We start from the raw sequence: 25,376 nt of genomic DNA on the forward strand, positions 1-25,376 counted from the left end.
ATCGATTCGCGCGGAACGGTTCTGGACCGAAGGGCTTACCGAGCCTCCGCTGCTACCAGCCGATGAGCTGGGGGTGAGTGCGATGCTAGGAGCCAGGTTTCAGGTCGTACCTTATACAGGCCGTGCCCGAGACCTGGCAGAGCTAGCGTCATGGCGCGACACCGCGACCATTGCGCACGCGGTGCGGCTGCTGCACGGTCCGGGTGGCATGGGTAAAACGCGGCTGGCAATGCAGTTCGCACACGACAGTCAGGTCGCGGGTTGGGCGGTCGCGGTCGCACACCATCACAGTGAACCCACGCATGCGTCGTCCGCAGTCCCGGTCACGGCGCCGGGGCTGCTGTTGATCGTCGACTACGCCGAACGGTGGCCGCGAGACGATCTCGAGTCTTTGCTGCGCGATTTCGTCGCCACCCAACCTATTTCACCCACGGACGCGCCTTTGCCAGTGCGGGTGCTGCTGCTGGCCCGGCCGTCGGGATTATGGTGGCGTGCGTTGGCCAACCCGCTGACCAAACTGGATTTCGCCCTCGACGAGCACAGACTCACCCACACCGGTGTCACCGACCGCCGCGCTATGTTCGAGGCAGCCCGTGACCGGTTCGCGGAACTGCTCGGAGTGGCCGACCCGCACCGGCTCGAGCCGGTTGGATCGCTAGCCGATCCCGCCTACGAATTGACCTTGACGGTGCAGATGTCCGCACTGGTCGTCATCGACGCCACAGCCCGCCGGACCACCGTGCCCGGCAGAGCAGATGAGCTCTCGCGATATCTGCTCGACCGCGAAATCGACCACTGGACAACTATGTTCGACCGCCATCGCATCACCACCGCGCCCCGCCAGATGGCCCGTGTCGTGTTCGTCGCCGCCCTCACCGGCGCTGTCGCCTACGACCAAGCCGCCACGATCCTCACCCGCCTCGGGATCGAACCGGCCAACATCAGCGAGCTGATCGATGACCACCGCCTCTGCTACCCGCCCCTGCTGCCGACTACCGCACTACAACCCCTCCTACCGGACCGCCTGGCTGAGGACTTCATCGCATGCACAATCCCGGACCCCACCGACGCCTCCTCAGGTGATCCGTGGGCAGCCCGGGTGCCTGAACGCCTCCTCACCTATTCCGATTCACACGAGCAACCGACCACGCCCGACCACGCCAAACACGCGGCGATAGTGCTCATCGAGGCCGCTGGCCGCGCCCGACACATCACTGAGACCGTGCTCAACCCACTCCTGCCCCAACATCCCAGGATCGCAATCGATGCCGGTGGTTATGCGCTGCTGCGCCTGGTCGAGCTACCCGGGCTCGACGCAGCAGCCCTCGCCGCCATCGATGCATCCTTACCGCAAAGACACACCGAATTGGACATCGCAGCAGCCGCTATCAACGCCGCATTGCTGCCCTACCGGATCGCTAGCACGACCGACCCCAGCGAACTCGGCGTCACCGCACTCGACTACGGCGCGCGAATGGCCAGCGTCGGGGAATACGAAATCGCTCTCGATGCAACCGCGGGCGCCGTGGCGTTGTTTCGCACGGTGTCTGCGGCGAATCCGACTGCTGACGAGCGCAACCTGGCCCGGGCACTGGCCAATTTCGGAATCTTCTTGTTGGCGGCCGGGAAACACCAGGAAGCACTCGCCCCGGCCGACGAAGCCGTCTCGTTGTTTCGCCGGTCGGTTGCGGCGAACCCGGCTACCTACGAACCCGACCTTGCCCAAGCGCTGGGCAACTACGGAGCCGCGTTGTCGGCGGTCAAGCAGCACCAGGAAGCACTCGCCCCAACGGGGGAAGCCGTCGCCATTCGACGCCGGTTGGCCGCGGCCAACCCGGCCGCACACGAGCCCGACCTGGCCCGATCACTGGACAACCTCGGAGTCTTGTTGCGGGAGAAGGGACAGCTCAAGGATGCGTTTGCCACGGCACGGGAAGCTGTCGCCATTCGACGCCGGTTGGCCGCGGCCAACCCCGCCGCCTACGAACCCGACCTCGCCCGATCACTGGACAACCTCGGAGTTTTATTGTCGGAGGCGGGACAGCACGAGGATGCATTCACCCCGGCCAAGGAAGCCCTCGACATTCGACGCCGGTTGGCCGCGGCCAACCCCGCCGCCTACGAACCCGACTTCGCCCGATCGCTGGAGAACTTCGGAGCTCAGTTGTCGAAGGCGGGAAGGCACAAGGAGGCAGTCACCCTCGCTGAGGAAGCCGTCTCGATGCTTCGTCGGTTGGCCGCGGCGAACCCGGCTGTTCATGAGCACAGCCTCGTGAGATCACTGGCCAGCCTCGCATTCCGGTTATCGGCGTCAGGACAGCATACGGATGCGCTCGCCCCGACTGCAGAGGCCATGTTCCTGTTTCGCCGGTGGACTGCGGCGGATCAGACCGCCGACGAACGCAACTTCGCCCGATCACTGGCCAGCCTCGTATTCCAGTTGTCAAAGGCGGGGCAGCACGAGAAGCCGTTTTGCCCCGACTGACGAAGCGTCACCATCCGACACCGGTCCCCCGCCACTGCACCCCGGGTACTGCCATTGACGTTGTCGCAATGCCTGCGCCGAGCTCAGTCGCTAGTGCGGTAAACCGATGCTGGAACGGGGGCCCGAACCTAGTCCACCCTCGAGTCTTCGGTCGTCGACTGATGTTGTAGGCCATACAGATCGGCACCGCCCCCACTCGGTTTGGCGTCAGGATCGACATGGATAGTGCTGATCTGCCCGCCGTATGTGCGCAGGATCTCGGTGACGTGGTCGCGGTGTTCGCGGGCGGCGCGGTCGGCCATGGCGTGGGCGGCGGTGATGGCGCGGGAGTACTCCATGTCGCGTTGTTCGAGTTGATGGTGGTGTTCGGTGGCCTGGTCGTCGAGTCGCTGTCGCAGGGTTGCGTTCTCCTCAGCTGAGGTCTTGGCGTTGGTGAGCGCGGCGTCTCGTTCGCCTTCGGCGTGGGCTTGTGCTGCGCGGGCTGTGTCGAGGTGTGCGCGCATTTCCTTCAGGACCGCTTCGGCTTCCTCGTATACCCGGTCGCGGTCGGCTTCTGCTTCGGCGATGCGTTCTTGTGCGTCGGTAGCAGCTTGTGCGGCAAGGTTTTTGGTCTGCTGTGCTTCCTCGGTGGCTTCGTCGGCGGCGGCCAGGGCCAGTTCCTCGACTTCGACCGCCCGTTCGAACCGACGCGCCATCGCCGTGGCCGCTTTCTCCGCGTCGGCGCGAGCCTGTTCGGCGGCGGCGATGCGGACGGTCGCGTCCCGTCGAACCTCAGCGATCTAGCGGTCGATAACCGCAGGGTCGGTGACCTCAGCGATCAGTTCACCGGCGTCGACCAGCATGGCCGCCAGTTCTGCGCGGGTCAGCTCGATGCGGTCGACAAGATCGGCGAGGGGCATTCATGCCGTCGGTGACTGGACGCAACGGGCGCTGCTCCACGCGTTTGGCGGTCTTGTCGTCGGCTTTGCGCTTGCGGCGCAGGGCTTTCTGCGCAGTGTGGTCGGGGTTGTCGCAGTATTTGCGCGGTGCGCCCGGTCTGCCACTGGTCGGGACGGCGGTGTCGCATGTGCCGCCGTTGTCCAAGGGGAACTGGCATCGCGCCGGGGTATCGGTGGTTGTGGTGTGTGGGTTGACGGCTTTCAGCAACATGGAATTCCGTTTCATTCCATTTCATTTCATTCCGACAATGCGGTCATGAAATGAATCCTGGTGGACAGGTGGAGTACTCGAATCAGCTCGTTCAGGCGACGGTGCGCAGCATCGCGGCGCGGGCGCGGGGCAGCCGGTTGGCGATGACCTGTGCGGCTGCGGCGCTGGCGCGGCGGTCGTTGTGGCCGTAGCGGGCATCGGTGGTGTTGACCGACTTGTGTCCCGCGTCGCGGGACACGACGAACAAGGGCACGCCGTCCTGGAGCTTCCAGGAAATGCCGGTATGCCGAAGCGTGTACGGGGTGAGCCGTTTGTGGCGCATCGAGGCGATCGCGTCGGCAAAGCGCTCCAGCAGGTAGTCCGGATCCGCGCCCTTCCATTGGGCGTTGGGGCCAAACGGGTCGAGATTGCCGTCGGCGAGCGCGCGCAGGCGGCGTATGGCGGGGACCCACGCTTTGGCGTAGAAGTAGCCCGCGCTGATCGGGGTGTCGTTGCTGGTGTGGACCAGCAGCTCATCACTGGGCCGGTCGAGGTCGAAGCGCTCGAGGGTTTCCAGCGGAACCGTGATGGTGCGAATGCCGCGCGAGGACTTGGGCTTTCCCAGCTTCATCTAACCGCCGAGGTACTTCCACGCCTTGTTGATGCGCACATCGCCGGTCCGCTTGTCGATGTCGCGGATCTGGATGGCGGTGACCTCACTGGGCCGCGCCATCGAGACCAGGTTGAACTCGGCGTGCGGACGCCACCGCGGCGGCATCAACTGCTCGAACAGCTCCCATTCGTCGTTGTCGAAGATGTCTAGCTCCGGCGCGTCGTGGCGCGGTAACCGGATCCCCAGGCACGGGTTGTACGGGATCAACGGCGACGGTCGTTCGGCCACCGCCGCGTTCAAACCAGCAGAGAGAAATCCGTGTTTGTTGTGAATGGTTTTCGCGCCGTTGCCCCTGTCCTGCTCCAAATGCACAATCCACGCCGCGTCCAGATCCTGATTGAACGCGGTGATCGGCAGCGAAGAGCCGAAGAACGGTTCGATGTCGACATCGATGTAGCGGAGGTAGCCGGCGCGGGTGCGTTCCTCGATACCGGTCAACCGCGCGGTGTACTTACGCAACCACTCGACCAGCGTCGTATACCGCACTCCGGCACCGAGCTGGATCTCCCGGATCCTGCGCGCCTCGCCGACACCGACCACCTCGGCCAGCTCACACCAGCGCACCGCGGCCTCGAAATCGTCGAAAGTCTCCGAGGTCGACCGTCGACACCCGGTCTCGTCGTAGTAATGGAACGGAACCTGCCAAGCGATCGACCCGTTTCTACGGGGTCGCGGGCGGGGTGTGAGCATGAAGCCTCCAGAGCCGGTGGGTGCCCTGAGAAGCCGTTGAGACCGCTTGTTGGTGACGTGGTGACACAAGTGGTGACATACACGTCTACACCAGGGTAGCTCACGCTACTGACCTGGTGTTTTCGTGGAGCGGATGACGGGATTCGAACCCGCGACCCTCACCTTGGCAAGGTGATGCGCTACCAGCTGCGCTACATCCGCATGCGGTTGTCGGGGCCGGGAGGCCGCGACGGCGTGCCTCGAGAACTCTAGTCCGTCACCGCGTCCGAATGAAAATCGGGCATTGGCCGTTGCGGATCAGGGAGCGCTCGAGTCGGCGAACCGCGGGAAGGAGGAGGCGTGGTCGGTGGCCCATTCGGCGTAGCTGCGGGGTGGGCGGCCCAGGACTTGGTGGACGTCGTCGGTGAGCGTCGCGTTGCCTCCGGCGCGGATGTAGGCCTGGCCCGCCAGTGCGCCTTCGACGAATTCGGGGGACATGCCGGACGAGATCATGTGTTCGCGCGCAACGTTTTCCGGCACGTCGACCACATCCAGCGGATGACCGAGGACCGTCGCCAGGGTGGCGACCTGGTCTGCGCAGGTGAGCAGCGCAGGCCCGGTGAGGGTGTAGATGTGTCCGGAATGGCCGGGCGTCAGCAAAGCCTCGGCGGCGACCGCGGCGACGTCGCGTGGATCGATGACGCCCTGGCTGCCGGTACCCGTGAGATTCGGCACGGGCTGGCCGGATCGGATGGCATCGGCCCAGCTCAATGTGTTGGAAGCGAAGCTCGACGGACGCAGAATCGTCCATTCGAGACCGCTCTCTCTGGCGGCCTGCTCGCCGGGCATATGCCAGGTGCCGACGCGGCCGAGTTCCGGATCGCCGGTACCTATGGCGGAGAGTTTGACGATCCGACGGACGCCCGCGTCGCGAGCCGTGCGAACCAGCGCGCGATCGGTTTCGGCATCGTCGGGGCCTAGGACACCGACCAGGAAGGCGGCGTCCGCGCCGGTCATCGCGGCGGCCATCGAGTCGGGGTCGCGGTAATCGCCTCGGACCGCCTCGACCTCGGCGGGCACCCGCTGCGGATTCCGCGTCACCGCGCGCACCGGCACACCACGCGCGGCCAGCTGACGGACGACTTCACTGCCGATGGTGCCCGTGGCACCGGTGATGACGATCATGAGAAAAGCGTGCCGCCGGTGCCGCCCGGTTCGATAGGAAATTTCGGCACGGCTGCGGGCGCTGTATCCGGCTGTGAGCTGCTTACGGTGGTGGCCATGCAGGTAGACCTGATCGAAGCCACGGTGTCCGCACCGAAATCGCTGCGTCCGTGGATCACCGAGCTGGGCCGCTTCCCCGCCGCAATCGATGCGTCCCTGCCGTTCACGCATGTGCCGCACGCCGGGACGACCATCGTGTTGCGCGCCGACCGCCCCGACGTATTCGTGCTCGGCCCGCAGACCCGCGCCTCGTACTCCGAGCCCGATAAACCCGCTGGCTGCGCCCGGCTGCGCCTTGCCCCCGGCGCCACCCGCCAACTGCTCGGCGTGCCCGCCGCCGATCTCGCCGATCGTGTCGTCCGTCTCGCCGAACTCCCCGGTGTCGCCGCCGAATTGGCGAACGAACTAGCCACGCTGCCAACGGAAGAGGTCCTGCCCTTTCTGGAAGAGGTTCTTCCACAACGCATCTCCGAAGACGCGAGACAGCGCACCCACCGCGAACTGCTCCGCGATGCGGTGGCCGCCATATCCGCGGCACCCACCGTCCGCGGCCTCGCCACCGACCTCGCTGTCAGCGAACGACAACTACGCAATCTGTTCACCGACGGAATCGGTATCTCCCCAAAGCATTTCGCCAGGATCGGCCGCGTCCGCCGGATCCTCACCGATGCGAGCAACACCGAGGCGTCATTGGCCGATGTCGCAGCCGTCCACGGCTACTACGACCAATCCCACATGTCGGCGGACTTCAAGGCGCTGATGGGTGTGCCACCGACCAAGTTCTTCCAGGGACAGGTGCCCGCACCAACCCCGTGTCGGTCTGTCTGACGACCTCAGCGATTTTGCCGCTGTGCCGCACGAGCGCGGCGGCGGGCCATCTCTTCCCGCTCGAGCACCGCGGCCTCGGCGAGAGTGGGCGCACCGCCACCCAGGCGGGCCGGAACCCACGGCGCGCCTTCGGGCATCGGGTAGCCGGTTTGCGCCTGTTCGAGCAATTCGCCCATGCGCGTGCGGATTTCGGCGATCAGGTCGTCGGTCGGTTCGGCGGGCGCGATCGGGTCGCCGATGCGGATATTGATCGGAAAACGATGGCGACCGAGTTGTTTTGGGAACCCCTTGGTCCAGATTCGGTGCGCACCCCAGATGACGATGGGAATGATCGGCACGTCCGCATCGATCGCCATACGAGCCGCGCCGGATTTGAATTCCTTGAGTTCGAAGCTGCGGCTGATCGTCGCCTCCGGATAGACCACGACCAGTTCGCCTGCCCGCAACGCCTCGACGGCACGTCGGAATGACGCCGCCCCGGCCGCGCGATCGACGCCGATCGCCTTGCAGTGCTTCATCAGAAAGCCGACGATGCCGTGCTCGAGTTCGGCCTTCATCATGAAGCGGACATTGCGCCGCGAGTTGCGCCCGACCAGCCCGACCTCCATGAAGTCCAGGTAGGCGGTGTGATTCACGGCGAGTACGGCACCGCCGGTGCGCGGGATCCGGTCTTGGCCGGTGATATCGATGCGCAGCCCCTGCACCGCGAAGATTGTGCGAACCAAGCCGGTGAGAATGTCATAGACCGGTTCCCGCGACATAACTTCCCCTACAGCGAATCCTCGGCCGCACGGCGCGCCGCCTTCTCCTCGGCTTCGGCGGCATCCATGGCATCAGCTTCTTCGAGGGTAGGCGCACTGCCGCCCAAACGTGCCGGTACCCAGTACGCACCGGGTTCGTGCACGTAGTCCTTCTGCAGATCCAGCAGCATGTCCTGCATGGTGCTGCGGAGTTGGGCCGTGAGTTCGGCGGCGGGCTCATAGGGCTGGATCGGTGCGCCGACGGCAATGGAGATCGGAGTTTTGGTGCGGCCCAGACGCTTCGGGAACCCCTTGGTCCACACGCGCTGGGCACCCCAGATGACGATCGGGATGATCGGCACGTCCGCCTCGATCGCCATGCGCGCGGCACCGGATTTGAACGCCTTGATCTCGAAGCTGCGGCTGATGGTCGCCTCCGGATAGACGCCGACCAACTCGCCCTTGCGGAGGTATTCGAGTGCCGCCTTATACGAGTCTGCCCCGGCGGACCGATCCACCGGAATGTGCTTGAGCGCCCGCATGATCGGGCCGGAGATGCTGTTGTCGAACACCTCTTTTTTGGCCATGAAGCGGATGTACCGCTTAGGGGTGCGCACCGGCAGGCCCGCGTAGGTGAAGTCCATGTAGCCGGTGTGGTTCACCGCGAGGACGGCACCACCGCGCGCCGGAATATGTTCAGCGCCCTTGACGCTGAACTTCAAACCTTCGACGAAGAAGACGGTACGGGCAAGCCCGATTATCGTCCGGTAGACGGGTTCCACAATTCCGCTAGCGTAGTCGCTGACTGTCCCATCCGGCAGAGCCGCCGCGACTGCGTGCGCCTGACCCGTCGCTCAACGTCTACGAAAGAGGACCCCCGAAGTGGAACGCGCCCGCCCGATACCGCGTGAACGCGACTGGAAGGACCCGCGCGAACGCGACCGGAGAGGGCTGATGGCCATCATGGGTGCTCTGGTGTTGACCGGTGCCGTCCTGCTCACCGGCTGCGATTCCGTATCCGGCATTCCCGGCGACGAGCCGAAGCAAACATCGGCGCCCACCACGACACCGTCCGCCGCGACCGCGACCACAACCACGAAGGTTTTGGCGCAGGCGTTCGCGGTTCCGGTCGGCGAGGTTCCCGGCCTGCCCGGCGCGGCCGATGTCGCCGCGCACTTCGGCGCTGTCCTGGCGGGCTCGACGCCAGCCGAATTACGGTCCAAGTGCTGGATGATGGCTCCGGGCAATGTGGCCGATATGGCCAGCGAACAAACGGCGATCCTCAAGGCCCTCGCACAGCCCGCGACCACCACGCAGAACACCGTCACCTGGCAGAACGCGGGCACTACCGTCACCTTCGATCGAAGCGAAGTCGTGGCGGCCACCAAGAACTCGTCCCAGCTCGTCTGCCCCTGGGTGGCACAGGACGGCTCGGAGGCCGGACCCAATGAGGCCGATGCCAGGCACACCGTGCGGCGCTATCTGTCCCGCTTCGTCGGCACCCCGCTCGATCCCTCCGATAAAGAGGGAACGTACCCACTGGTCTGCAAGGCGAGTCCGGCGAACTGGGATCCCAACGGAACCGGAAGTCCGACAGCTCCGCCGCTGGCCAACAACCCGGGCAGGTTGACCGGGACCACGAAATTCACCGATCAGGAGATCCGCTCGGAGCGGCTGCGTGCGGGCTACGTCACCGTCGAGGTTCCGGTCACGAACTCCTCGGGTGTGACCCAGACCCGTACCTTCACCCTGACCGCGGGCGCCGAGGGCTACTGCATCGGCGACGTTTCTGCCTAACCACTACCCTGGATGGCTGGTAACGGTCAGGAGGAGCAGCTCGTGCAGATCACCAGCGTCGGACACGCCGGATTCCACATCCGCACCGCGGCCGGATCGATCCTTTGCGATCCCTGGGTCAACCCCGCGTACTTCGGTTCGTGGTTCCCGTTTCCGGACAACACCCAGCTGGACTGGGACGAGCTGGGCAAGTGCGATTTCCTGTACGTCTCGCATCTGCACCGCGACCACTTCGACGCGGCGCATCTGGCCGAGCACGTCAACAAGGACGCGACCGTACTGCTGCCGGACTACCCGGTGCCGGATCTCAAGCGCGAACTGGAGAAGCTCGGCTTCCACAAGTTCTTCGAAACCGAGGACTCGGTCAAGCATCGGGTGAGCGGACCCGGCGGCGAGATCGACATCATGATCATCGCGCTGCGCGCACCCGCCGACGGACCGATCGGCGACTCCGGGCTGGTCGTCTCCGACGGCGAGACCACCTGTTTCAATATGAACGATGCCCGTCCGGTGGATATGGATGTGCTGCACGATGCGTTCGGGCATATCGATATCCACCTGCTGCAGTACTCGGGCGCGATTTGGTATCCGATGGTCTATGACATTCCAGCGCGGACCAAGTCGAATTTCGGTAAGCAAAAGCGTCAGCGCGGAATGGACCGGGCGCGCAGCTATATCGAACAAGTCGGTGCCACCTGGGTGGTGCCCTCGGCCGGTCCGCCGGTATTCCTCGACGACGAATTGCGCTATCTCAATGACGATCGCGGCGACGAAGGCAATATCTTCCCGGATCAGATGGTGTTCCTGGAACAGATGAAGATCCATGGCAACGAGGGCGGAATCCTGATGATTCCGGGTTCGGTCGCCGATGTGCGCGGTGCCGAACTCTCGCTGACCCATCCGTTCGAGCCGGGCCTGATCTACGACAACAAGGCCGAATACATCGAGCTGATGGCACAGCGTCTCGCGCCGGTGCTGGCGGCCGAAAAGGCTTCGTGGGCGACGGATGACGAGCCGCTGCTGGAACCGCTGCGGGCACTGTTCGAGCCGATCATGAAGCAGAGCGACCTGATCTGCGATGGGATCGGCTATCCGGTCGGGCTGGTCATCGGTGAGGAAACCGTGGTGCTGGACTTCCCCCAGCGGGTGGTGCGCGCGCCCATCGAGGGTGAAGGCAAGTACCGCTACGGCTTCCGGATCGCGCCGGAACTGGTGCGTACCGTGCTGCGCGACAACGAGCCGGACTGGGTGAATACCATTTTCCTGTCCACACGATTCCAGGCCTGGCGCATCGGCGGCTACAACGAATTCCTTTACACCTTCTTCAAATGCCTCACCGATGAACGGATCGCCTACGCAGACGGCTGGTTCGCCGAGGCGCACGACGATTCCGCGTCAACGGAATTGGCCGGGTGGGAAGTCCAGCGCCGCTGTCCCCACCTCAAGGCGGATCTGTCGAAATTCGGCGTCGTCGAAGGAAATACCCTCACCTGCAATTTGCACGGGTGGCAGTGGGACCTGGAATCCGGCCGGTGCAAAACCTCCAAGGGGCATGAGCTGCGCTCGCGCAAGCTCGTCTGAATATTGGCCCCCTGGTGTCTTTTGCCGACTTTCGGTCGGTTCTGAAATTCGGTGCAATTCGGCCGCTGACGTGGTGGTGGTTACTACCGTGGGCTCCTACAATCAGGTGCGTCGGGGAATAGCGATAGAACTCGATGATCGGCGATTCAGGTCCGCGCGACGATTCGCCGGAAGAAGGCACCATGATCACCAGCAAGACGCGCGGCATCAGCACGCGCCGACTACTCGCGAATATCACACTGATCGGAGCGGCGATGGCGGCTCCGATGATTGCACTGGCGGTTCCAGCGATGGCGATGCCGACAACCGGACCGGATGTAGTGCAGACAGATAATCCGCACTGCCCTGGCTATGGGCCCGGGTGCAAAGGCTGGGGCGGCAACGGTGGTTGGGGTGGGGGCTGGGGTGGCAACGGCGGACGGGGTGGCAACGGTGGATGGGGCTGGGGAGGCGATTGGGGTGACTGGGGCGGCGGTTCGAGCCAGTGGCTGTTCCCGCCGGGCTGGTTCGGCAGCAGCTGACCGAACGAATCCGAGCGCTGCGAGATAGGTCTGCCGGTGATGCGGCGACGTCTCTGGGTGGGCCCTATCCGGGCGCGTGTTCCCGAGTCCGGGCGCATGCCCCTCCAGATGCGCCCGCCGCGAAAACCCAAGTGCGACACTTGCACTGGCCCTGTCCCGCGAGCCAAGCGCCGAGCCATCACAATGCTGGATCGCCCTCGTGACCACATAGCCTGGCTCGCGTATCGACGCGTCGATACCCCCGACGTGCCGACCCGCAGGCGAAACACTCGGGACAGCCTCGCGAGCCGTCGTTGTGACACGTCGACGCCCCGCGACATGGGACACCACATCGGCGCGTCGACCACAGAGCCTGTGGGAATCGCAGGGCAAGACCGCAGGAGCGGTCAGCCGATGCCCGCAAATCAGGACAGCGCGTTGGACGGAGCGGGGGCGCTGAGACCAGCCCCGCGCACCCGGTCATGCACACACACGGCGCAGCAATGACGTGAGCCTGTCGGATTCGCCGGGCAGACACTGGGGATCGTCCTCGCAAACGCCTCGCCGTAGTTGCATGTCAACGACCCAGATGGCGGAGCTGCCGAGCGGCTCATTGGGTTCAGCACCGCGACCACTCGGCGAGAACAAGCAGGTCGACGCCCCGCAACGCGGGACAGCGCGTCCGCTGGAGCGCGGTGCCGCGGCCGACTCCCCGAATGCACTGTCATGCCTGCACATCGGCGCATTGACGAACCGGCGTGATCGGAATTACTGCACGCAGCGCCGCGACCGCTCGGCGGGGAACGTGCAAGTCGACATGTCGATGATCCCCAACTCAGGGCAGCGTGGCGGTGGAGCGGGTTGACGCTGGCCTCGCGGGCGCGTCGGCATGGCCGCACACCGGTGCACCATGGTCCCGGCGCTATCGGAATTGCAGTGCGGCACATCGGGATCGGCCTTGCGAGCGGAGGGCACCGATGAGTAGAGGCGCCGCAAATGCGCTGGGGTCAGGTTTGTGAGCGGGTGGCGACGAGGACGGCGACGAAGGTGAGTGCGCAGCCGAGTACGGCTGTTGGGGATAGTCCGGCGCCGGTCGGGGTGAGCAGGTCCAGGGTGATCGAGGCCAGGAGTTGGCCTGCTACCGAGGTCAGGCCGAGCAGTAGGACGCCGATCCAGCGGACGGTGATGGCAGCCAGGGCGATGAAGGCGACACCGATGAGGCCGCCGAGATAGAGCCATGGCTCACTGGGGAATTCGGTCGGACAGCCGGTGCCGACCAGGATGCAGGCCTCGATGGCGAACAGGGCCGCGGTGCCGATACCGAAGTTCACCAGGGTGGCGGAGAACGGGCCGCCGACCGCGCCGACGCGACCGTTGACCGCCTGCTGCCAGGCCAGTCCGATTCCGGCCAGCGCGGGCAAGAGGATCAGCACAGCGGTCGGGCCGGTGCGCAGCCATTCGGGAACTGCCGCGGAACCGACCGGCGCACCGGACCGTCCCGCAACGGCGAGCAGCACCGCGACCATGGCCAGCGACGCGCCGCCGACGCGCGAGACAGTGACCGGAGTGCGGCCGTTCGGCGCCAACCCGAGCCGGTCCACCACCAGACTGCTCAGCAATTGGCCGCCGACCGTTGCGACGGTGAAAGCCGTGACTCCGATCGCCGCAACGGTAAGTCCTTGGCACGCAACAAAGAACGCTCCGCAGAGCCCACCGAACAACTGCACCCGACGCAGCTCACCATCGGCCACTGCCCGCCGCACCCGCACCAGCCCGTCCCGCAACCAGGGACTGACCGCGAACGCGACCAGCAACACCACCAGCCCGAGGCCGAAACTGATACAGGCCGCCGCGATCCCATCCTGCAACCGCACCCCCAATGCCCCATTGATCCGGCCCTGCACCGCCACCCCGACCCCGATGCAGAACCCGAAGGCCAACCCCACCTTCGCCCGCGCCACCATCCCCGCACCGTACCGCCACCCCCGCAATCCCCGACCGAGCCACAACACACCGTCCCGTACATCAGCCACCCATCGCTGGAGATCGCAGCGCTGAATTCGACCACGAACGCCCGCGCACACATTGACCGAAGGTTGTTCCTCCGATGTGCGTCTTGCGGCTGCCCCATCGACCGAGTCGGCCCGCTCCCCCAACCAGCCGAGCCGCCACGCGGCATTCACCGGAAGACTCACTCACGAGCCCGACGGCATCGACCCGAGCGACCGTCCTGCCACAACCGCAGACGAACCGCGACGCTAATTCCGTTCGCTGACAAGGCCGTGCACCTATTCGGATCGGACACACGGCACCGAGCATTGCTCGTCACGGCGCGACAACCAGGCACACCTCGGCACATGCTTCACCCCGCCCTCGCCTATGGCATGCGGCGCGCGCCAGCGCCGCCAGGGCTGTCGCACACCTAGTGATGACCTCGCATAGGCCACAAGCTATGCGAGACAATCACTAGATATGCGAGACCAGCATTCGGCCGCCTTGCGGGTGCGGCGTGCTGCAATGCCGTATGCGGCGGGCGTCCGAGCGATCGTCAGGTTTCGATGACGGCGGGCATTCCCGGTGCCCCTGGCGATGGCCTTGTCGAGCACCTTCTGCAGCTCGATTTCAGCGACTCGTGGCGGGGAACCACCAAGCAAGTTGGTGCGGTAGCGAGCTTTCCCGCCGCGCTCGGAACCCCACCGCGAGATCCGCGCAACTGCCCTCGTCAACGGCTACCCTGCGCTGATCCTGCGACTCGACGACGGGACGGAATCGCGGGCGCGAGGGCGTGGCGCGACCTGATCGCCGGACAGGCCCACGGCTACCGGTGTCGGATGCGCGACGTGCGCGATCGTCCACCGTGCGATGCCGGTCAGTACGGCGCTGCACAAGGCCGCACCGATCGCGACCGGCACGATCGTTGATCGGGTCACCGACGACAACCGCAATCCCGACGCCTCGCTTACCCCGCCCGATCGTCGACCGGGTCACCGACGACAACCACGATCCCGACGCCTCGCTTACCCCGCCCGCCCGTCGACCAGGCCACCGACGACAACCACGATCCCGACGCCTCACTTACCCCGCCCGCCCGTCGACCAGGCCACCGACGACAACCACGATCCCGACGCCTCACTTACCCGGCGCGCAACGCAGTACGGGCGGCGTAGGTGTCGTGACGTGCGTAGGTGCGGTCGCCGCCGTTGCGGGCTATGGAGCCGCGGACCAGGCGGGCGCGGATACGGGCGCCGAGTCGTTCTTGGAGGCGGGTGGCGCCCGGGATGAGTTGGCGGGGCACTTCGATGGCGCCGTTGACTACCGCGGTGGCCATAACGGCGCTCTGGAAGAATTTGCTGTTCTCCAGGCCGAGGAAGTCGGCGTTGGTCGGGCCGAGGACGATTCGGCTATAGGCGACCATATAACTGGTGATTACCCGGCGGATGAGGCGCTGAGCGGCGGTGTCGGTGCCGATGAACAGGCCGCCCGCGGCAGGGACCAGGGCTTGGGCCAGGCGTCGGGAGTCCTCGTCCGGGATGAATTCGGTATCGGCGAGGATCCAGAAAGCACGCCAGGTATCGGTTTCATTGGTCGGCAGGATTTCGGCGTCGATGCCGAGCAAGAAGCCGACATAGCGCCACAGCTGGAATACCGCGTCCTTCTCCTGCGGCGAAAAGCGCAGACCCAGCGCCTGTGCGCCAACCAGATTCGCCATCGAGAACAGCCCGAGCGTGCCGACGGTCAGCACCTGGTTCACCGGATGGTCCCAGGCTTGGTAATCCCAATCGGGGCGTCGATTCATGCCCGCGCGCACCAGTGCGTGCATCAGCCGCACCCGCAGCACGCTCTGGTAGCCGACCTGATTGCGTTGCAGCCCACCGGGAGTCGTGACGTCCAGCCACCACTGGGTGGTTTCGGCCAGGCGGCGCGGCGCCATGGCATCGAGATCGCCGGTGCCGACCAGGGTCTTATCCGCGCGGGAGGCCAGATAGCCGCCCATCAGCGCGAACATGCCCATCGCGATCCCGCCCCAGACACTGGTTCGTTCCACGACCCGGGCGCCGCGGTCGATTTTGGCGCGGTCCAGCCAGTACGGGTCCGACTCGACCTGACCGAAGAACGCCGCCAATTCGGCAGGCGCGTCCGGGACCGCATCGATACCGCGCTCCACGGCGATCTCGAACATCCGGCGGCCCTCGCCGACCGGCAGCCGCTTGAACATCGCGACCACGTCGTCCGCGAGCGGATCTCCGACCTGCGCGAACCGGCGGAACGAATCCCGCTGCGCCGCGGTGCAGCGCAGGTCGCCGGGAGCCAGCACTGGCACCGCGTACCGGAACGGGAACTCCGTGAACAGCGGCGGAGTGGGCAGGAGCTGGTTGTCATGCGTCATTGCACTTCACCCATCGGAAGAGAGCTTCGCGCCCAGCACGGCCGAGCACATTCTGACAAGACCGTCCCACAAATTCAGATATCTGGCAAGGATCTATGCCAGAATGGACCGCGATGGCTACTACCTCGCGGTCCTACGGCGGCATACCGATCGAACAGCGCCGCGCCCGCCGCCGCGCCGCCCTGCTGGACGCCGCGCTCGAGATCATCGGAACCTCGGGATTCGCCAAGCTCACCGTCTCCGGACTGTGCACCCAGGGCAGGCTCTCCGAGCGCTACTACTACGAGAGCTTCAGCGACCTCGACACTGTGTTCAGCGAGTTGTTCGAGCGCATCGTCGACGAAATCGGCCAGGTCGTGGTCGGCGCATTCATGGGGACCGATGCCGACATCCACGCCAAGACCCGAGCAGCCATCGCCGCGGCCGTCGACCTGATCGCCGACGATCCACGCAAGGCCCGCATCGTCACCGTCGAGGCGCAACTGAATCCGGCACTGCTCATGCGCCGCGCCGAAGTGATGCGCTCGTTCGCGGGCATCATGATGGCGGTCTGCGCCGAGGAAATCGGTGCCGATATCGTTGAAAGTGCCGGTGACCAAGCCGAATTCGCCGCCACCCACCTGCTCGGCGGTCTCTGGGAAACCACCAACAGCTGGCTGGCGGGCACCCTCCCGATCTCCCGCGACACGCTGATCGACCGCTCAGCCGACCAATTCCTGCTGACCGCAACACATCTCATCGAGGCGACCCACAGCTCCCACCGATCACTCATCGGCGACCGCCGCCTCGTATTCCGCAGCGGCACCGATACGACTCGGTAGCGAAAACGGGATCAGCAGGGCAATCGCGAGCAGGGACGCACCCAGCAGCGCGACCGTCGTCGACATCGACAACCACATCGTGGCGATTGCGGCGAAACCGAATACCGCCAGTGCGACAACCTCCGCCGCGAGGCCGGATACCGAGGTGACCGTCGCCCGCGCAGGCCCTTCGATCGCGTCCTGCAACCGCGCCCCCGCCACGACACTGGCGTTGTAGACGATGCCGTAGGAGGCGCCGATCGCCGTAAAGCCCACGCCCGCAAGCACATACACCGCACCCGGCCAGCGGACGGCAAGACCCGCTACCACCGCACCGCCCACGAACAGCACCCCACCGAGACCCACCGCAATCGCCATCGCACGCGCCGACATTCCCTCGGTACGCCCGGCCGATACCGAACCCACCAGCGAACCGACAACCGTAATACCGACCAGAACCGGCACCACCGCCGTCGCCACCCCGACCTCCTGGGCGAGCAACGCGAAGTACTCATCGAAGGCCGTGACCCCGAACAGCAGCGCGCCCAACGCCACCACATTGCGCACAGCACGCACCCGAATCGCCTCCCCCACACCGGTTCGCAGCATGTTCAGATACGTCCCGAAGGGCCCTGTCTCGGCGGCGTCGATCGCCACGCGTCCTGTCTCCGAACTGTGAGCGGCGTGCGGTCTCTCAGCAATATCGCCATCCAGCTGGCCAGCAAAACCGGACGCGCTCGGGTCCCGCATCACGGCCGTCAAGCCATCCGCAGCTCGAGATGTCTCGGACGAATCCTCCAGATCCTCGACCGCCGAAGCCGACACAGCCTTCGGTGCACTCGGCAACGAGAGCCCGACCAGCGTGTGCACCGCCGCGAACGCCACGCTGCACCACCCGAGCAACGGATAGCCACCCCAGATATACAACGGCGTCGCACCGAGGATGGCGATCACGATCGCGGCTTCCGATGCCGCCCTGGCATATCCGATGATGCGCGGATACGCCCGCTGCTCGTTGCGGGCGACGAGTTCGTCGTAGAGCAATGCCTCGAACGTCCCCGACACCAGCGCGCCCGAAGTACCCCACAGCACGAAGCCGATCGCGAATCCGAGGTAGGTCGGCAGCACAGTCCAGCAGGTGAAACCGGCGGTCAGCAGCACACCGCTCATGACGAGCAGCCCACGCCGTGACACCGTATCGGCCCAGGCACCCGATGGCACCTCGAGCAGGAACGCGGTCGCCGACCACATCGCCAGCAGGGAAGAGATCTGCCCGGCGCTCAGACCATGATCGGCGAACAACACCGCGTACAGCGCGTACAGCGGAATCAGATCACCGATGCCCTTGAAGAGCACCGCACGCACCGTGAGCGCGCGCAGACCGATCCCGCCGGACAGCGACCTATCGAATCAATAGCCGTAGAGAAGCAAACGCATACCGTCAGCCTGCCGAGCCGTCCCCGAGCCCGTCAAGGGATTTTCAGCCGAGCGGCAGCCACCCGTTGGCGGTGTGCAGGTCCCCATCACCGAGCTCCCGATCATCGAGCCCAGGACCGACTCGCCCGTTCAGATCGGTGATCAGCTCCGAAACCGGATGCGAATCGCTGTAGTGGTAGCCCTGGGCCAGCGCGAAACCGAGCTCCGTCAGCACCGCCGCCTGGTATTCGGTCTCCACGCCTTCCGCGATCACCTGCAGGTCCAGCGCACTGCTCAGTGCGGCGATCACGCCGAGCAGCGGCGGCGCGGGCGAATCCGAACGGATCGCGGCGACGAAGGACTGGTCGACCTTGAGAATGTCGCTGGGCAGGGTGGCCAGGCGGCTCAGCGACGAATACCCCGTGCCGAAGTCATCGATAGCGATGCGCACACCCCGCTCGCGCAGGATGTGCAGATTGCCGATGGCCGTTTGGGATTCGGCCGCCAACTCGCTCTCGGTCACCTCCAGCACCAGTTGGTCGGCGGGCCAGCCGGTGCTGGCCAGGATATCGGCGACGCGGTCCGCATAACCGGTCTCGGCCAGTTCCAGGCCGCTGACATTGACGTTCAGCGTGAGATCCAGCTGGGCGAAGGTCTCCTGCAGGCGAGCGGCGTCCGCACAGGCCCGACGCAAGACCAGCTCGTCCAGATCGGAGATGAGGTCGTACTCCTCCGCGACCCGGATCAGCCCCTCGGTGGTGACATCCGGCTGCGCACTCGACGACCAGCGCAGCAATGCCTCGACACCGACCGCCTTACCACCGCCCTCGGTCAGGCTGACGATCGGCTGGTAGTGCACATCGAGCGCGCCACGGTCGATCGCCTCGCGCAACTCCACCGCCAGCGGCAGCTGCCGCGACGACTCGAGCACCGTCCGATTGCGCCCCGCCTGCTTGGCCCGGTACAGACCGACATCGGCCCGACTCACCAGCAACGAACCCGATTCACCCTGCTGCCATGAGGTGACACCGGCCGAACAGCCGGTGGTCACCGATGCCCGTAACTGCTCGGTCAGCAGAATCGCCGCCTGCTCGGTGGTATTCGGCAGCAGCAGCGCGAAGGCGTCGCCGCCGTAGCGAGCCAGTCGCTGATCCGGCTCGAGCAATTTCGACCAGGTATCGGCGACCCGCTGCAGTACCGCGTCGCCCGCGCGATGGCCGAGATGATCGTTGATCTTCTGGAAGCGGTCGAGGTCGACGAGCACCAGAGCCAGTCCCTGACCGGTGCGAGTGGCGGTTTCGATCGCGCCGTTCAACGCGCGGTCGAAACCGCGCCGGTTGAGCAGGCCGGTGAGCACATCAATATCGGCCTCGGATGCCATTCGGGTCAGAATGCCGACGACCACGCCGACCCCGAACGTCACACCCGCCGGAATCAATCCGGACCACCACGGCAATGTCGGATGCACCGGCCGCATCGGCATCACCCACAGACACATGGCCATAGCGAAGGCTATGTGCGCGAATGCCTGCGGCCACGCGAAGAACAATGCGGCATCACAGGCCACAAATACATAGAAGGAGGCCAGACTGATCGCGCCGACGGTATTCGGGAACGCGTAAACCGCGATTGTCACCAATACCGTCGCGATCGCGACATAACCATGGTGAATCCCATGCGGCAACCGCGGACCCCAGCCGAGCAGGCTGAGTCCGAGCAGCAGCGCCACCGCGGCGGCGGTACCCACCAGCGCTCGATTGCCTTCGCTGCCCGGGGCGATTCCCGTGATCAGCAGGCCGAGCGCGCCCCCCATGACATAGAAGGCCCCGGTGGTCCGGGACATGACCATAGCCGTGGCCAACGCAGAAGCGGCCCGCACCCGGGTTCGGGTATCGCCGCGAGACCCGATTCCTCGCACGGTGAATAGCCTAGACATAGAAATTACCTACAGTTGCCACATCCTGTGAATCCGGCATGGCGAACCCCTAGCTATTTACCTGCAGGCAATGTGGGACGGGCTATTTCGAGATGTTTATCGCGGCGGTGTCAGCACCTCGGTACCGACGAACGGTACCAGCGCTGCGGGCACCCGGACAGAACCATCGGGCTGCTGATGGTTTTCCAGGATCGCCACAATCCAGCGGGTGGTCGCGAGCGTACCGTTCAAAGTGGCTGCGATCTGCGGCTTTCCGTTCTCGTCGCGATAGCGCACGGCGAGGCGGCGGGCCTGGAAGGTGGTGCAGTTCGAGGTCGAGGTCAGCTCGCGGTAGGTCTGCTGGGTGGGCACCCAAGCCTCGCAGTCGAATTTGCGCGCGGCCGAACTGCCCAGATCGCCCGCGGCCACATCGATGATTCGGTAAGGCACCTCGACGGCCGCCAGCATGTCCTGCTCCCAGGCGAGCAGGCGCTTGTGTTCGGCCGCGGCCTCCTCGGGCGTGGTGAACACGAACATTTCGACCTTGTCGAATTGGTGCACCCGAATGATGCCGCGGGTGTCCTTGCCGTAGCTGCCCGCCTCGCGCCGGAAACACGACGACCAGCCCGCATAGCGCTTCGGACCGGCGCTCAAGTCCAGAATCTCGTCCGAGTGGTAGCCCGCCAGCGGCACCTCCGAGGTACCGACCAGGTACAGCTCGTCCTCCTCGAGGTGGTAGACCTCGGCGCTGTGCTGGCCGAGGAATCCGGTACCGGCCATGATCTCCGGGCGCACCAGCACCGGCGGAATCATCATGGTGAAGCCGTTGGCCACCGCCTTCTGTGCGGCGAGTTGCAACAGACCCAGCTGCAGCAGCGCGCCGTAACCGGTCATGAAGTAGAAACGCGCGCCGGAAACCTTCGCACCGCGCTCCATATCGAACAGACCGAGCGATTCGCCGAGCTCCACATGGTCCTTGGGCTCGAAGTCGAATTCCCTTGGCGTGCCGATGGTCTCGAGCACGATGTAATCGTCCTCGCCGCCCGCGGGGGCACCTTCCTGGACCACATTCGAGATGGCGCGGTGCGCGAGGTCCATATCGGCCTCGGCGGCATGCTGGACGACCTCGGCCTCCTTGACCTTCGCCGACATCTCCTGCGCATGCTCCAACAGGACGGACCGCTCCTCCGGTGTCGCCTTGCCGATCAGCTTGCCCATCGCCTTGTGCTCGGCGCGCAGGTTGTCGGCGGTGGCCACCGCCGCACGCCGCGCCGCGTCCGCCTCGAGCAGCGCGTCGACGAGGGCGGGGTCTTCGCCGCGGGCGCGTTGCGAGGCGCGGACCGCGTCGGGGTTGTCCCGCAGGAATCGGAGGTCGATCATGGGTGACCAGCCTAATGGTCACGGTATTGCGGTTTCACGCCGATATACCAGGATGTGGACCGCCCCGCGGTGTACGCGCGCATAGTTGGCTTGTGGGCACACCTTTCGACGAAACCGCTATTGATAACGCAGTGGCCGATCTGGTCGCGGGTGAGAAAACATGGGCGCATACCCCGCTGCGGCGCCGCCGCGAACTTCTCGACGATATCCACACCCGCACCGGCCGCTTCTGCCATGAATGGGTGCGGGCCGCGCGCACCATCAAGGGTCTGGATCCGGACTCGCCGCTGGTCGGCGAGGAATGGATGTCGGGTCCGATGACGCTGCTGCAGGCCACCGCCGCGCTATCGGCCACCCTCTCGGCGCTGGAGCAGGGGCGCAGTCCGCTCGACGGGGTCGCGTTGGCCGAGGCGCCGGGCGAGCGGGTCGCGGTGCCGATTCTTCCGCTCGATTTCTACGACAAGTTGCTGCTCAGCGGCTTTCACGGCGAGGTGTGGCTGCGTCAAGGGGTCGACGCCGATACCGCGCGCCGACGCGCCGGACTCGCACAACTCGATCCCACCGCGACCGGCGGCATCGGCGCGGTCCTCGGCGCGGGCAATATCACCTCGATCCCCCCACTCGATGTGCTATACGAGCTCTACGCGCACAACCGGGTGGTGGCGCTCAAGCTGAATCCGATCACCGACCCGCTGTTCACGGTGTACGAGATGGTCTTCGCACCGCTGATCGAGCTCGGCGTGCTGCGGATACTGACCGGCGGAGCCGAGGCGGGCGGGTACCTGGTGCACCACCGCGACGTCGCGCATGTGCATATGACCGGCAGCATGCGGACCCATGACGCGATCGTCTGGGGTCCGGACGGCAAGGCCGCGGGTCGGCCGCTGCTGGACAAGCCGATCACCAGCGAACTCGGCGGCGTTTCGCCGACGATTGTGGTGCCCGGCGAATGGGATGACGCCGACCTGCGCTTCCAGGCCGAACATGTCGCGACCCAGCGGCTGCACAACGGCGGCTACAACTGCGTCGCGACCCAGGCGGTGGTGGTGAGCGCGGACTGGCCGCAGAAGGACCGCTTCCTCGCCGAACTCCGTGACGCGATCGAGCGCGCACCACAGCGCCGGGCCTACTATCCGGGCAGCGACGATCGGGTCGCCGCGGCGCTGGATTCCTACCCCGATGCCGAGCGGCTCGGGCCGGATCGCGAACGCGTGCTGATCGAAACTGTGCCGTCGACCGAAACGCCGCTGCTGCGCACCGAATACTTCTCGCCGGTGCTCGGAGTCGTCGAACTGCCGCATACCGGCGGTGAATTCCTGCAGCGCGCCGTCGATTTCGCGAATGACGAGGTGATCGGGACACTGGGTGTCAATGTGATCGCACACCCGAGCACCATCAAGCGGCTCGGCATCGCCTTCGACCGGGCCGTCGAGCGGTTGCGCTACGGCGCCATCGCGGTGAATGCCTGGACCGCACTGGCTTTCCTGGCCCCGCGCGCGTCCTGGGGCGCCTATCCCGGCCACACACTCGATGACGTGCAGAGCGGAATCGGCGTGGTGCACAACGCTTTCCTGCTCGACGATGTGGAGCGCACGGTGGTGAGCGGACCATTCCGGCCCGCGCCCCGGTCGCTGCTGCGCGGCGAGTTGGCACTGTCGCCGAAGCCGCCGTGGTTCGTCGGCAATGCGACCGCGGCCGCGACGGGACGCAAGCTGACCGAGTTCTACGCGACCGCCAATCCGGCGCGATTGCCCGGCCTGTTCCTGTCCGCGTTCCGCGGATGACGCGCCTCGCATAGGTACGACCGGGGCGCTTCGGATCGATTCGACCAGGTCGTAGCACCAGCGAACAGACGCTGACATGATGGACCGCGATGTCTGCTGATGATGTGACCAAGGACCGGCGCGAATCCGAGCTGCCCTCGGGCGAGTCGTCGCGCGCGGAATCGTTCCCGCAGTCGGTGATCATCGACCGCGACGCCGTCGCCGACGGCAAGCTGCATCTGTCCGCGCCGAAGCTGCGTTGGGTATTGCTCGCCGCGGCGGCGGGGGCCGTCATCATTTCATTGGTCGGCCTGTTCATCACCGGGTACGACAACGACAAGCGTCTCGAGGCGCACAATCCAGGTTCGCCGGGACAGACCGCCTTGGACAAGGAGTTCGGCACCGCGGCCAGGGGCGATTGCCTCAGCTGGAGCAAGCAGGACCGCGGCGATCTGGTGAAGGTGGCCTGCTCCAACAAGCATCTGTTCGAAGTCGCGGCCGATGTCGATATGGCCAAATATCCGGGCGTGGAATTCGGTCCGGGCTCACGCTTTCCGGACTCGCTGCGACTGACCGAACTCAAGGAAGAGCATTGCACCCCCGCCGTCGCGCAATATCTGAACGGCAGGTTCGATCCGCGCGGTCGCTATGTGGTCGGCCTGATGTACCCCAGTCCGGACGGATGGAAGCACGGCGATCGAACACTGCGCTGTGGACTCCAGTTCTCCGGTAGCACTGGCACCCCGCTGCCGACCAGCGGCGCGGCCGCCGAACACGATCAGTCGAAGGTCTTCGAACCGGGCACCTGCCTCGGTATCAATCAGAATCTGCCCACCGATCCGGTGGATTGCGCGCAGCCGCACGCCGTCGAGATCGTGTCCACCGTCGATCTCGGCCAGCACTTTTCCGGCGGCCCGCCCGCCAAGGACGACCAGGACAAGTTCATGGAGGACGAGTGCGGCCGGGCGGCAAACGACTATCTCGGATCACCCGACGCGGTGCGCAATAAGACGCTGACGGTGTTCTTCGACTATCTCGACGCACGCAGCTGGCTGGCGGGCAGCCACAAATTGGACTGCATGATCGGAAAGGGTACCGACCGTGAGGGTTTCGCGCCGATCACCGGAACCGCGAAGGGCGACATACTGATCAACGGCCAGGCTCCGGTGCCGCCGCCGAACTCCGGCCGCTCGACTCCCGCCCCGCTGCCCGGCGCCGCGCCGCTGCCACCACAGCCACAACCGCGCTGATGGCGGTGACCATGTCGGCGGACCGGTTCGAGGAGCTGGTCGGCGATGCGCTCGACCTCATTCCGCCGGAGTTGGCCCGCGCCATCGACAATGTGGTCGTGCTGATCGAACCGCGCAATTCGGAGGATCCGCATCTGCTCGGGCTGTATCACGGAATCGCGTTGACCGAACGCGACAGTCACTACGGCGGTTCGCTACCCGACACCGTAACCATCTATCGCGAGGCGATTTTGGAGATCTGCGGCAATGAGCGCGAGGTCGTCGAGGAGGTCGCGATCACTGTGATCCATGAGATTGCACACTATTTCGGCATTGACGAAGACCGGTTGCATGAGCTGGGATGGGGCTAGTCTTATCCAAGCTGTGTTCTCGGGCTCGGCTCGACGAGCGCGAAACCAGCACGGATGACCGGAAGAAACTTGGGGATTCGATGGAACCGATCGCGTTGCTGTCGCGTCCTATCACTCGAAGGGGGAATTCTCGTGGTTCCGCCCCACAGCCACTAGAAGGAGTCGAGTCATGGTTGGACATGTACTGATCTCGCCCGAGGCCATTCTCGCCGCCGCGGCCGAACTCGATCTGGTCGCCGAGCGGCTGGCCGCGGCGTCCATGATCACCGCACCGGCGACGCACGTGATCCCGTCCGGCACCGAAGAGGTATCGCTGGTGGCCGCCAGCCACTTCAACCAGGGCGCGGTGACCCACGATCATTCCATCGCACAGGGCATTCTCGAACTGCACCATGCGGCCCAGACATTGCGAATGCAGCTGGCGCAGCATATCGCCGGTGACGTCGTACGCGCCGCTGGAGTCAACGCCATTCAGGTCTAGCCCGCGCGG

Annotated in this window: 23 protein-coding genes and 1 tRNA gene; 11 read left to right on the top strand and 13 right to left on the bottom strand. The window is 65.5% G+C overall.

Annotation, left to right across the window (positions count from 1 at the left end):
* The first annotated feature begins 208 nt into the window (after positions 1-208).
* Positions 209-2,485 carry a tetratricopeptide repeat protein gene (locus NA5_RS01985; protein ID WP_169811247.1) on the top strand — a complete coding sequence of 759 codons (2,277 nt, stop codon included), beginning with the start codon at positions 209-211 and terminating at the stop codon, positions 2,483-2,485.
* Positions 2,486-2,613: 128 nt separating this feature from the next.
* On the opposite strand, the gene NA5_RS01990 is transcribed toward NA5_RS01985, so the two are convergent.
* The 5 genes from NA5_RS01990 to NA5_RS02010 form a co-directional block, all read right to left on the bottom strand.
* Entirely contained in the window at positions 2,614-3,180 is a 567-nt protein-coding gene (locus tag NA5_RS01990) for a hypothetical protein (protein ID WP_062981140.1), read from the bottom strand.
* Between the two features lie 545 nt (positions 3,181-3,725).
* Positions 3,726-4,244 carry a site-specific integrase gene (locus NA5_RS01995; RefSeq protein WP_062981142.1) on the bottom strand — a complete coding sequence of 173 codons (519 nt, stop codon included), beginning with the start codon at positions 4,242-4,244 and terminating at the stop codon, positions 3,726-3,728.
* Positions 4,245-4,976, bottom strand: a complete 732-nt coding sequence (locus NA5_RS02000) for a hypothetical protein (protein WP_157110178.1) — start codon at positions 4,974-4,976, stop codon at positions 4,245-4,247.
* 125 nt (positions 4,977-5,101) lie between these two features.
* Positions 5,102-5,177, bottom strand: a tRNA-Gly gene (locus NA5_RS02005).
* Between the two features lie 96 nt (positions 5,178-5,273).
* On the bottom strand, positions 5,274-6,140 hold the full coding sequence (locus NA5_RS02010; RefSeq protein ID WP_062981146.1) for an NAD(P)H-binding protein: 867 nt from the start codon (positions 6,138-6,140) through the stop codon (positions 5,274-5,276).
* A gap of 96 nt (positions 6,141-6,236) precedes the next feature.
* Here NA5_RS02010 and NA5_RS02015 point away from each other — a divergent pair, with 96 nt between their 5' ends.
* Positions 6,237-7,007 carry an AraC family transcriptional regulator gene (locus NA5_RS02015; protein ID WP_062981148.1) on the top strand — a complete coding sequence of 257 codons (771 nt, stop codon included), beginning with the start codon at positions 6,237-6,239 and terminating at the stop codon, positions 7,005-7,007.
* 5 nt (positions 7,008-7,012) lie between these two features.
* Here the strand turns inward: NA5_RS02015 and NA5_RS02020 are convergent, their stop codons facing one another.
* Both NA5_RS02020 and NA5_RS02025 read right to left on the bottom strand, forming a co-directional pair.
* Positions 7,013-7,768: a lysophospholipid acyltransferase family protein gene (locus NA5_RS02020; RefSeq protein ID WP_062981149.1), complete on the bottom strand. Its 756-nt coding sequence runs from the start codon at positions 7,766-7,768 to the stop codon at positions 7,013-7,015.
* Between the two features lie 8 nt (positions 7,769-7,776).
* Positions 7,777-8,529 (bottom strand): lysophospholipid acyltransferase family protein, encoded by a 753-nt coding sequence (locus NA5_RS02025; RefSeq protein ID WP_062981151.1) that lies wholly within the window; start codon positions 8,527-8,529, stop codon positions 7,777-7,779.
* A 172-nt stretch (positions 8,530-8,701) separates the two neighbouring features.
* Here NA5_RS02025 and NA5_RS02030 point away from each other — a divergent pair, with 172 nt between their 5' ends.
* The 4 genes from NA5_RS02030 (at position 8,702) to NA5_RS02045 (ending at position 12,490) form a co-directional block, all read left to right on the top strand.
* Positions 8,702-9,544, top strand: a complete 843-nt coding sequence (locus NA5_RS02030; RefSeq protein WP_063813120.1) for a hypothetical protein — start codon at positions 8,702-8,704, stop codon at positions 9,542-9,544.
* 42 nt (positions 9,545-9,586) lie between these two features.
* Positions 9,587-11,125 carry a Rieske 2Fe-2S domain-containing protein gene (locus NA5_RS02035; RefSeq protein ID WP_062981356.1) on the top strand — a complete coding sequence of 513 codons (1,539 nt, stop codon included), beginning with the start codon at positions 9,587-9,589 and terminating at the stop codon, positions 11,123-11,125.
* A 182-nt stretch (positions 11,126-11,307) separates the two neighbouring features.
* Positions 11,308-11,646: a hypothetical protein gene (locus NA5_RS02040; protein WP_176580242.1), complete on the top strand. Its 339-nt coding sequence runs from the start codon at positions 11,308-11,310 to the stop codon at positions 11,644-11,646.
* A gap of 553 nt (positions 11,647-12,199) precedes the next feature.
* On the top strand, positions 12,200-12,490 hold the full coding sequence (locus tag NA5_RS02045; protein WP_157110179.1) for a hypothetical protein: 291 nt from the start codon (positions 12,200-12,202) through the stop codon (positions 12,488-12,490).
* A 142-nt stretch (positions 12,491-12,632) separates the two neighbouring features.
* On the opposite strand, the gene NA5_RS02050 is transcribed toward NA5_RS02045, so the two are convergent.
* From NA5_RS02050 to NA5_RS02060, 3 genes are all read right to left on the bottom strand, one after another.
* Positions 12,633-13,589 (bottom strand): DMT family transporter, encoded by a 957-nt coding sequence (locus tag NA5_RS02050; protein ID WP_062981157.1) that lies wholly within the window; start codon positions 13,587-13,589, stop codon positions 12,633-12,635.
* Positions 13,590-14,354: 765 nt separating this feature from the next.
* Positions 14,355-14,555 (bottom strand): hypothetical protein, encoded by a 201-nt coding sequence (locus NA5_RS02055; RefSeq protein WP_157110180.1) that lies wholly within the window; start codon positions 14,553-14,555, stop codon positions 14,355-14,357.
* Positions 14,556-14,758: 203 nt separating this feature from the next.
* Complete coding sequence (locus NA5_RS02060) at positions 14,759-16,012, bottom strand: oxygenase MpaB family protein (RefSeq protein WP_062981161.1); 1,254 nt, start codon at positions 16,010-16,012, stop codon at positions 14,759-14,761.
* Positions 16,013-16,107: 95 nt separating this feature from the next.
* Here NA5_RS02060 and NA5_RS02065 point away from each other — a divergent pair, with 95 nt between their 5' ends.
* On the top strand, positions 16,108-16,833 hold the full coding sequence (locus NA5_RS02065) for a TetR/AcrR family transcriptional regulator (protein WP_062981163.1): 726 nt from the start codon (positions 16,108-16,110) through the stop codon (positions 16,831-16,833).
* On the opposite strand, the gene NA5_RS02070 is transcribed toward NA5_RS02065, so the two are convergent.
* The 3 genes from NA5_RS02070 to serS form a co-directional block, all read right to left on the bottom strand.
* Entirely contained in the window at positions 16,777-18,168 is a 1,392-nt protein-coding gene (locus NA5_RS02070) for an MFS transporter (protein WP_063813140.1), read from the bottom strand. The genes NA5_RS02065 and NA5_RS02070 overlap by 57 nt on opposite strands.
* 124 nt (positions 18,169-18,292) lie before the next feature.
* Positions 18,293-20,071 carry a putative bifunctional diguanylate cyclase/phosphodiesterase gene (locus tag NA5_RS02075; RefSeq protein WP_245672040.1) on the bottom strand — a complete coding sequence of 593 codons (1,779 nt, stop codon included), beginning with the start codon at positions 20,069-20,071 and terminating at the stop codon, positions 18,293-18,295.
* A gap of 189 nt (positions 20,072-20,260) precedes the next feature.
* On the bottom strand, positions 20,261-21,523 hold the full coding sequence (gene serS / locus NA5_RS02080) for a serine--tRNA ligase (protein ID WP_062981169.1): 1,263 nt from the start codon (positions 21,521-21,523) through the stop codon (positions 20,261-20,263).
* Between the two features lie 92 nt (positions 21,524-21,615).
* On the opposite strand from serS, the gene NA5_RS02085 reads away from it, so the two are divergent.
* From NA5_RS02085 to NA5_RS02100, 4 genes are all read left to right on the top strand, one after another.
* Positions 21,616-23,307: an aldehyde dehydrogenase family protein gene (locus NA5_RS02085; protein WP_062981177.1), complete on the top strand. Its 1,692-nt coding sequence runs from the start codon at positions 21,616-21,618 to the stop codon at positions 23,305-23,307.
* Between the two features lie 131 nt (positions 23,308-23,438).
* Positions 23,439-24,536, top strand: a complete 1,098-nt coding sequence (locus tag NA5_RS02090) for a septum formation family protein (RefSeq protein WP_371856361.1) — start codon at positions 23,439-23,441, stop codon at positions 24,534-24,536.
* Positions 24,536-24,886 (top strand): metallopeptidase family protein, encoded by a 351-nt coding sequence (locus NA5_RS02095; RefSeq protein WP_062981179.1) that lies wholly within the window; start codon positions 24,536-24,538, stop codon positions 24,884-24,886. The genes NA5_RS02090 and NA5_RS02095 overlap by 1 nt, the downstream gene beginning before the upstream one ends.
* Before the next feature lie 169 nt (positions 24,887-25,055).
* Complete coding sequence (locus NA5_RS02100) at positions 25,056-25,367, top strand: PE domain-containing protein (RefSeq protein WP_062981181.1); 312 nt, start codon at positions 25,056-25,058, stop codon at positions 25,365-25,367.
* Positions 25,368-25,376: the final 9 nt, after the last annotated feature.

This window comes from Nocardia anaemiae NBRC 100462 (assembly GCF_001612725.1).
In the GTDB taxonomy this organism is placed as follows: domain Bacteria; phylum Actinomycetota; class Actinomycetes; order Mycobacteriales; family Mycobacteriaceae; genus Nocardia; species Nocardia anaemiae.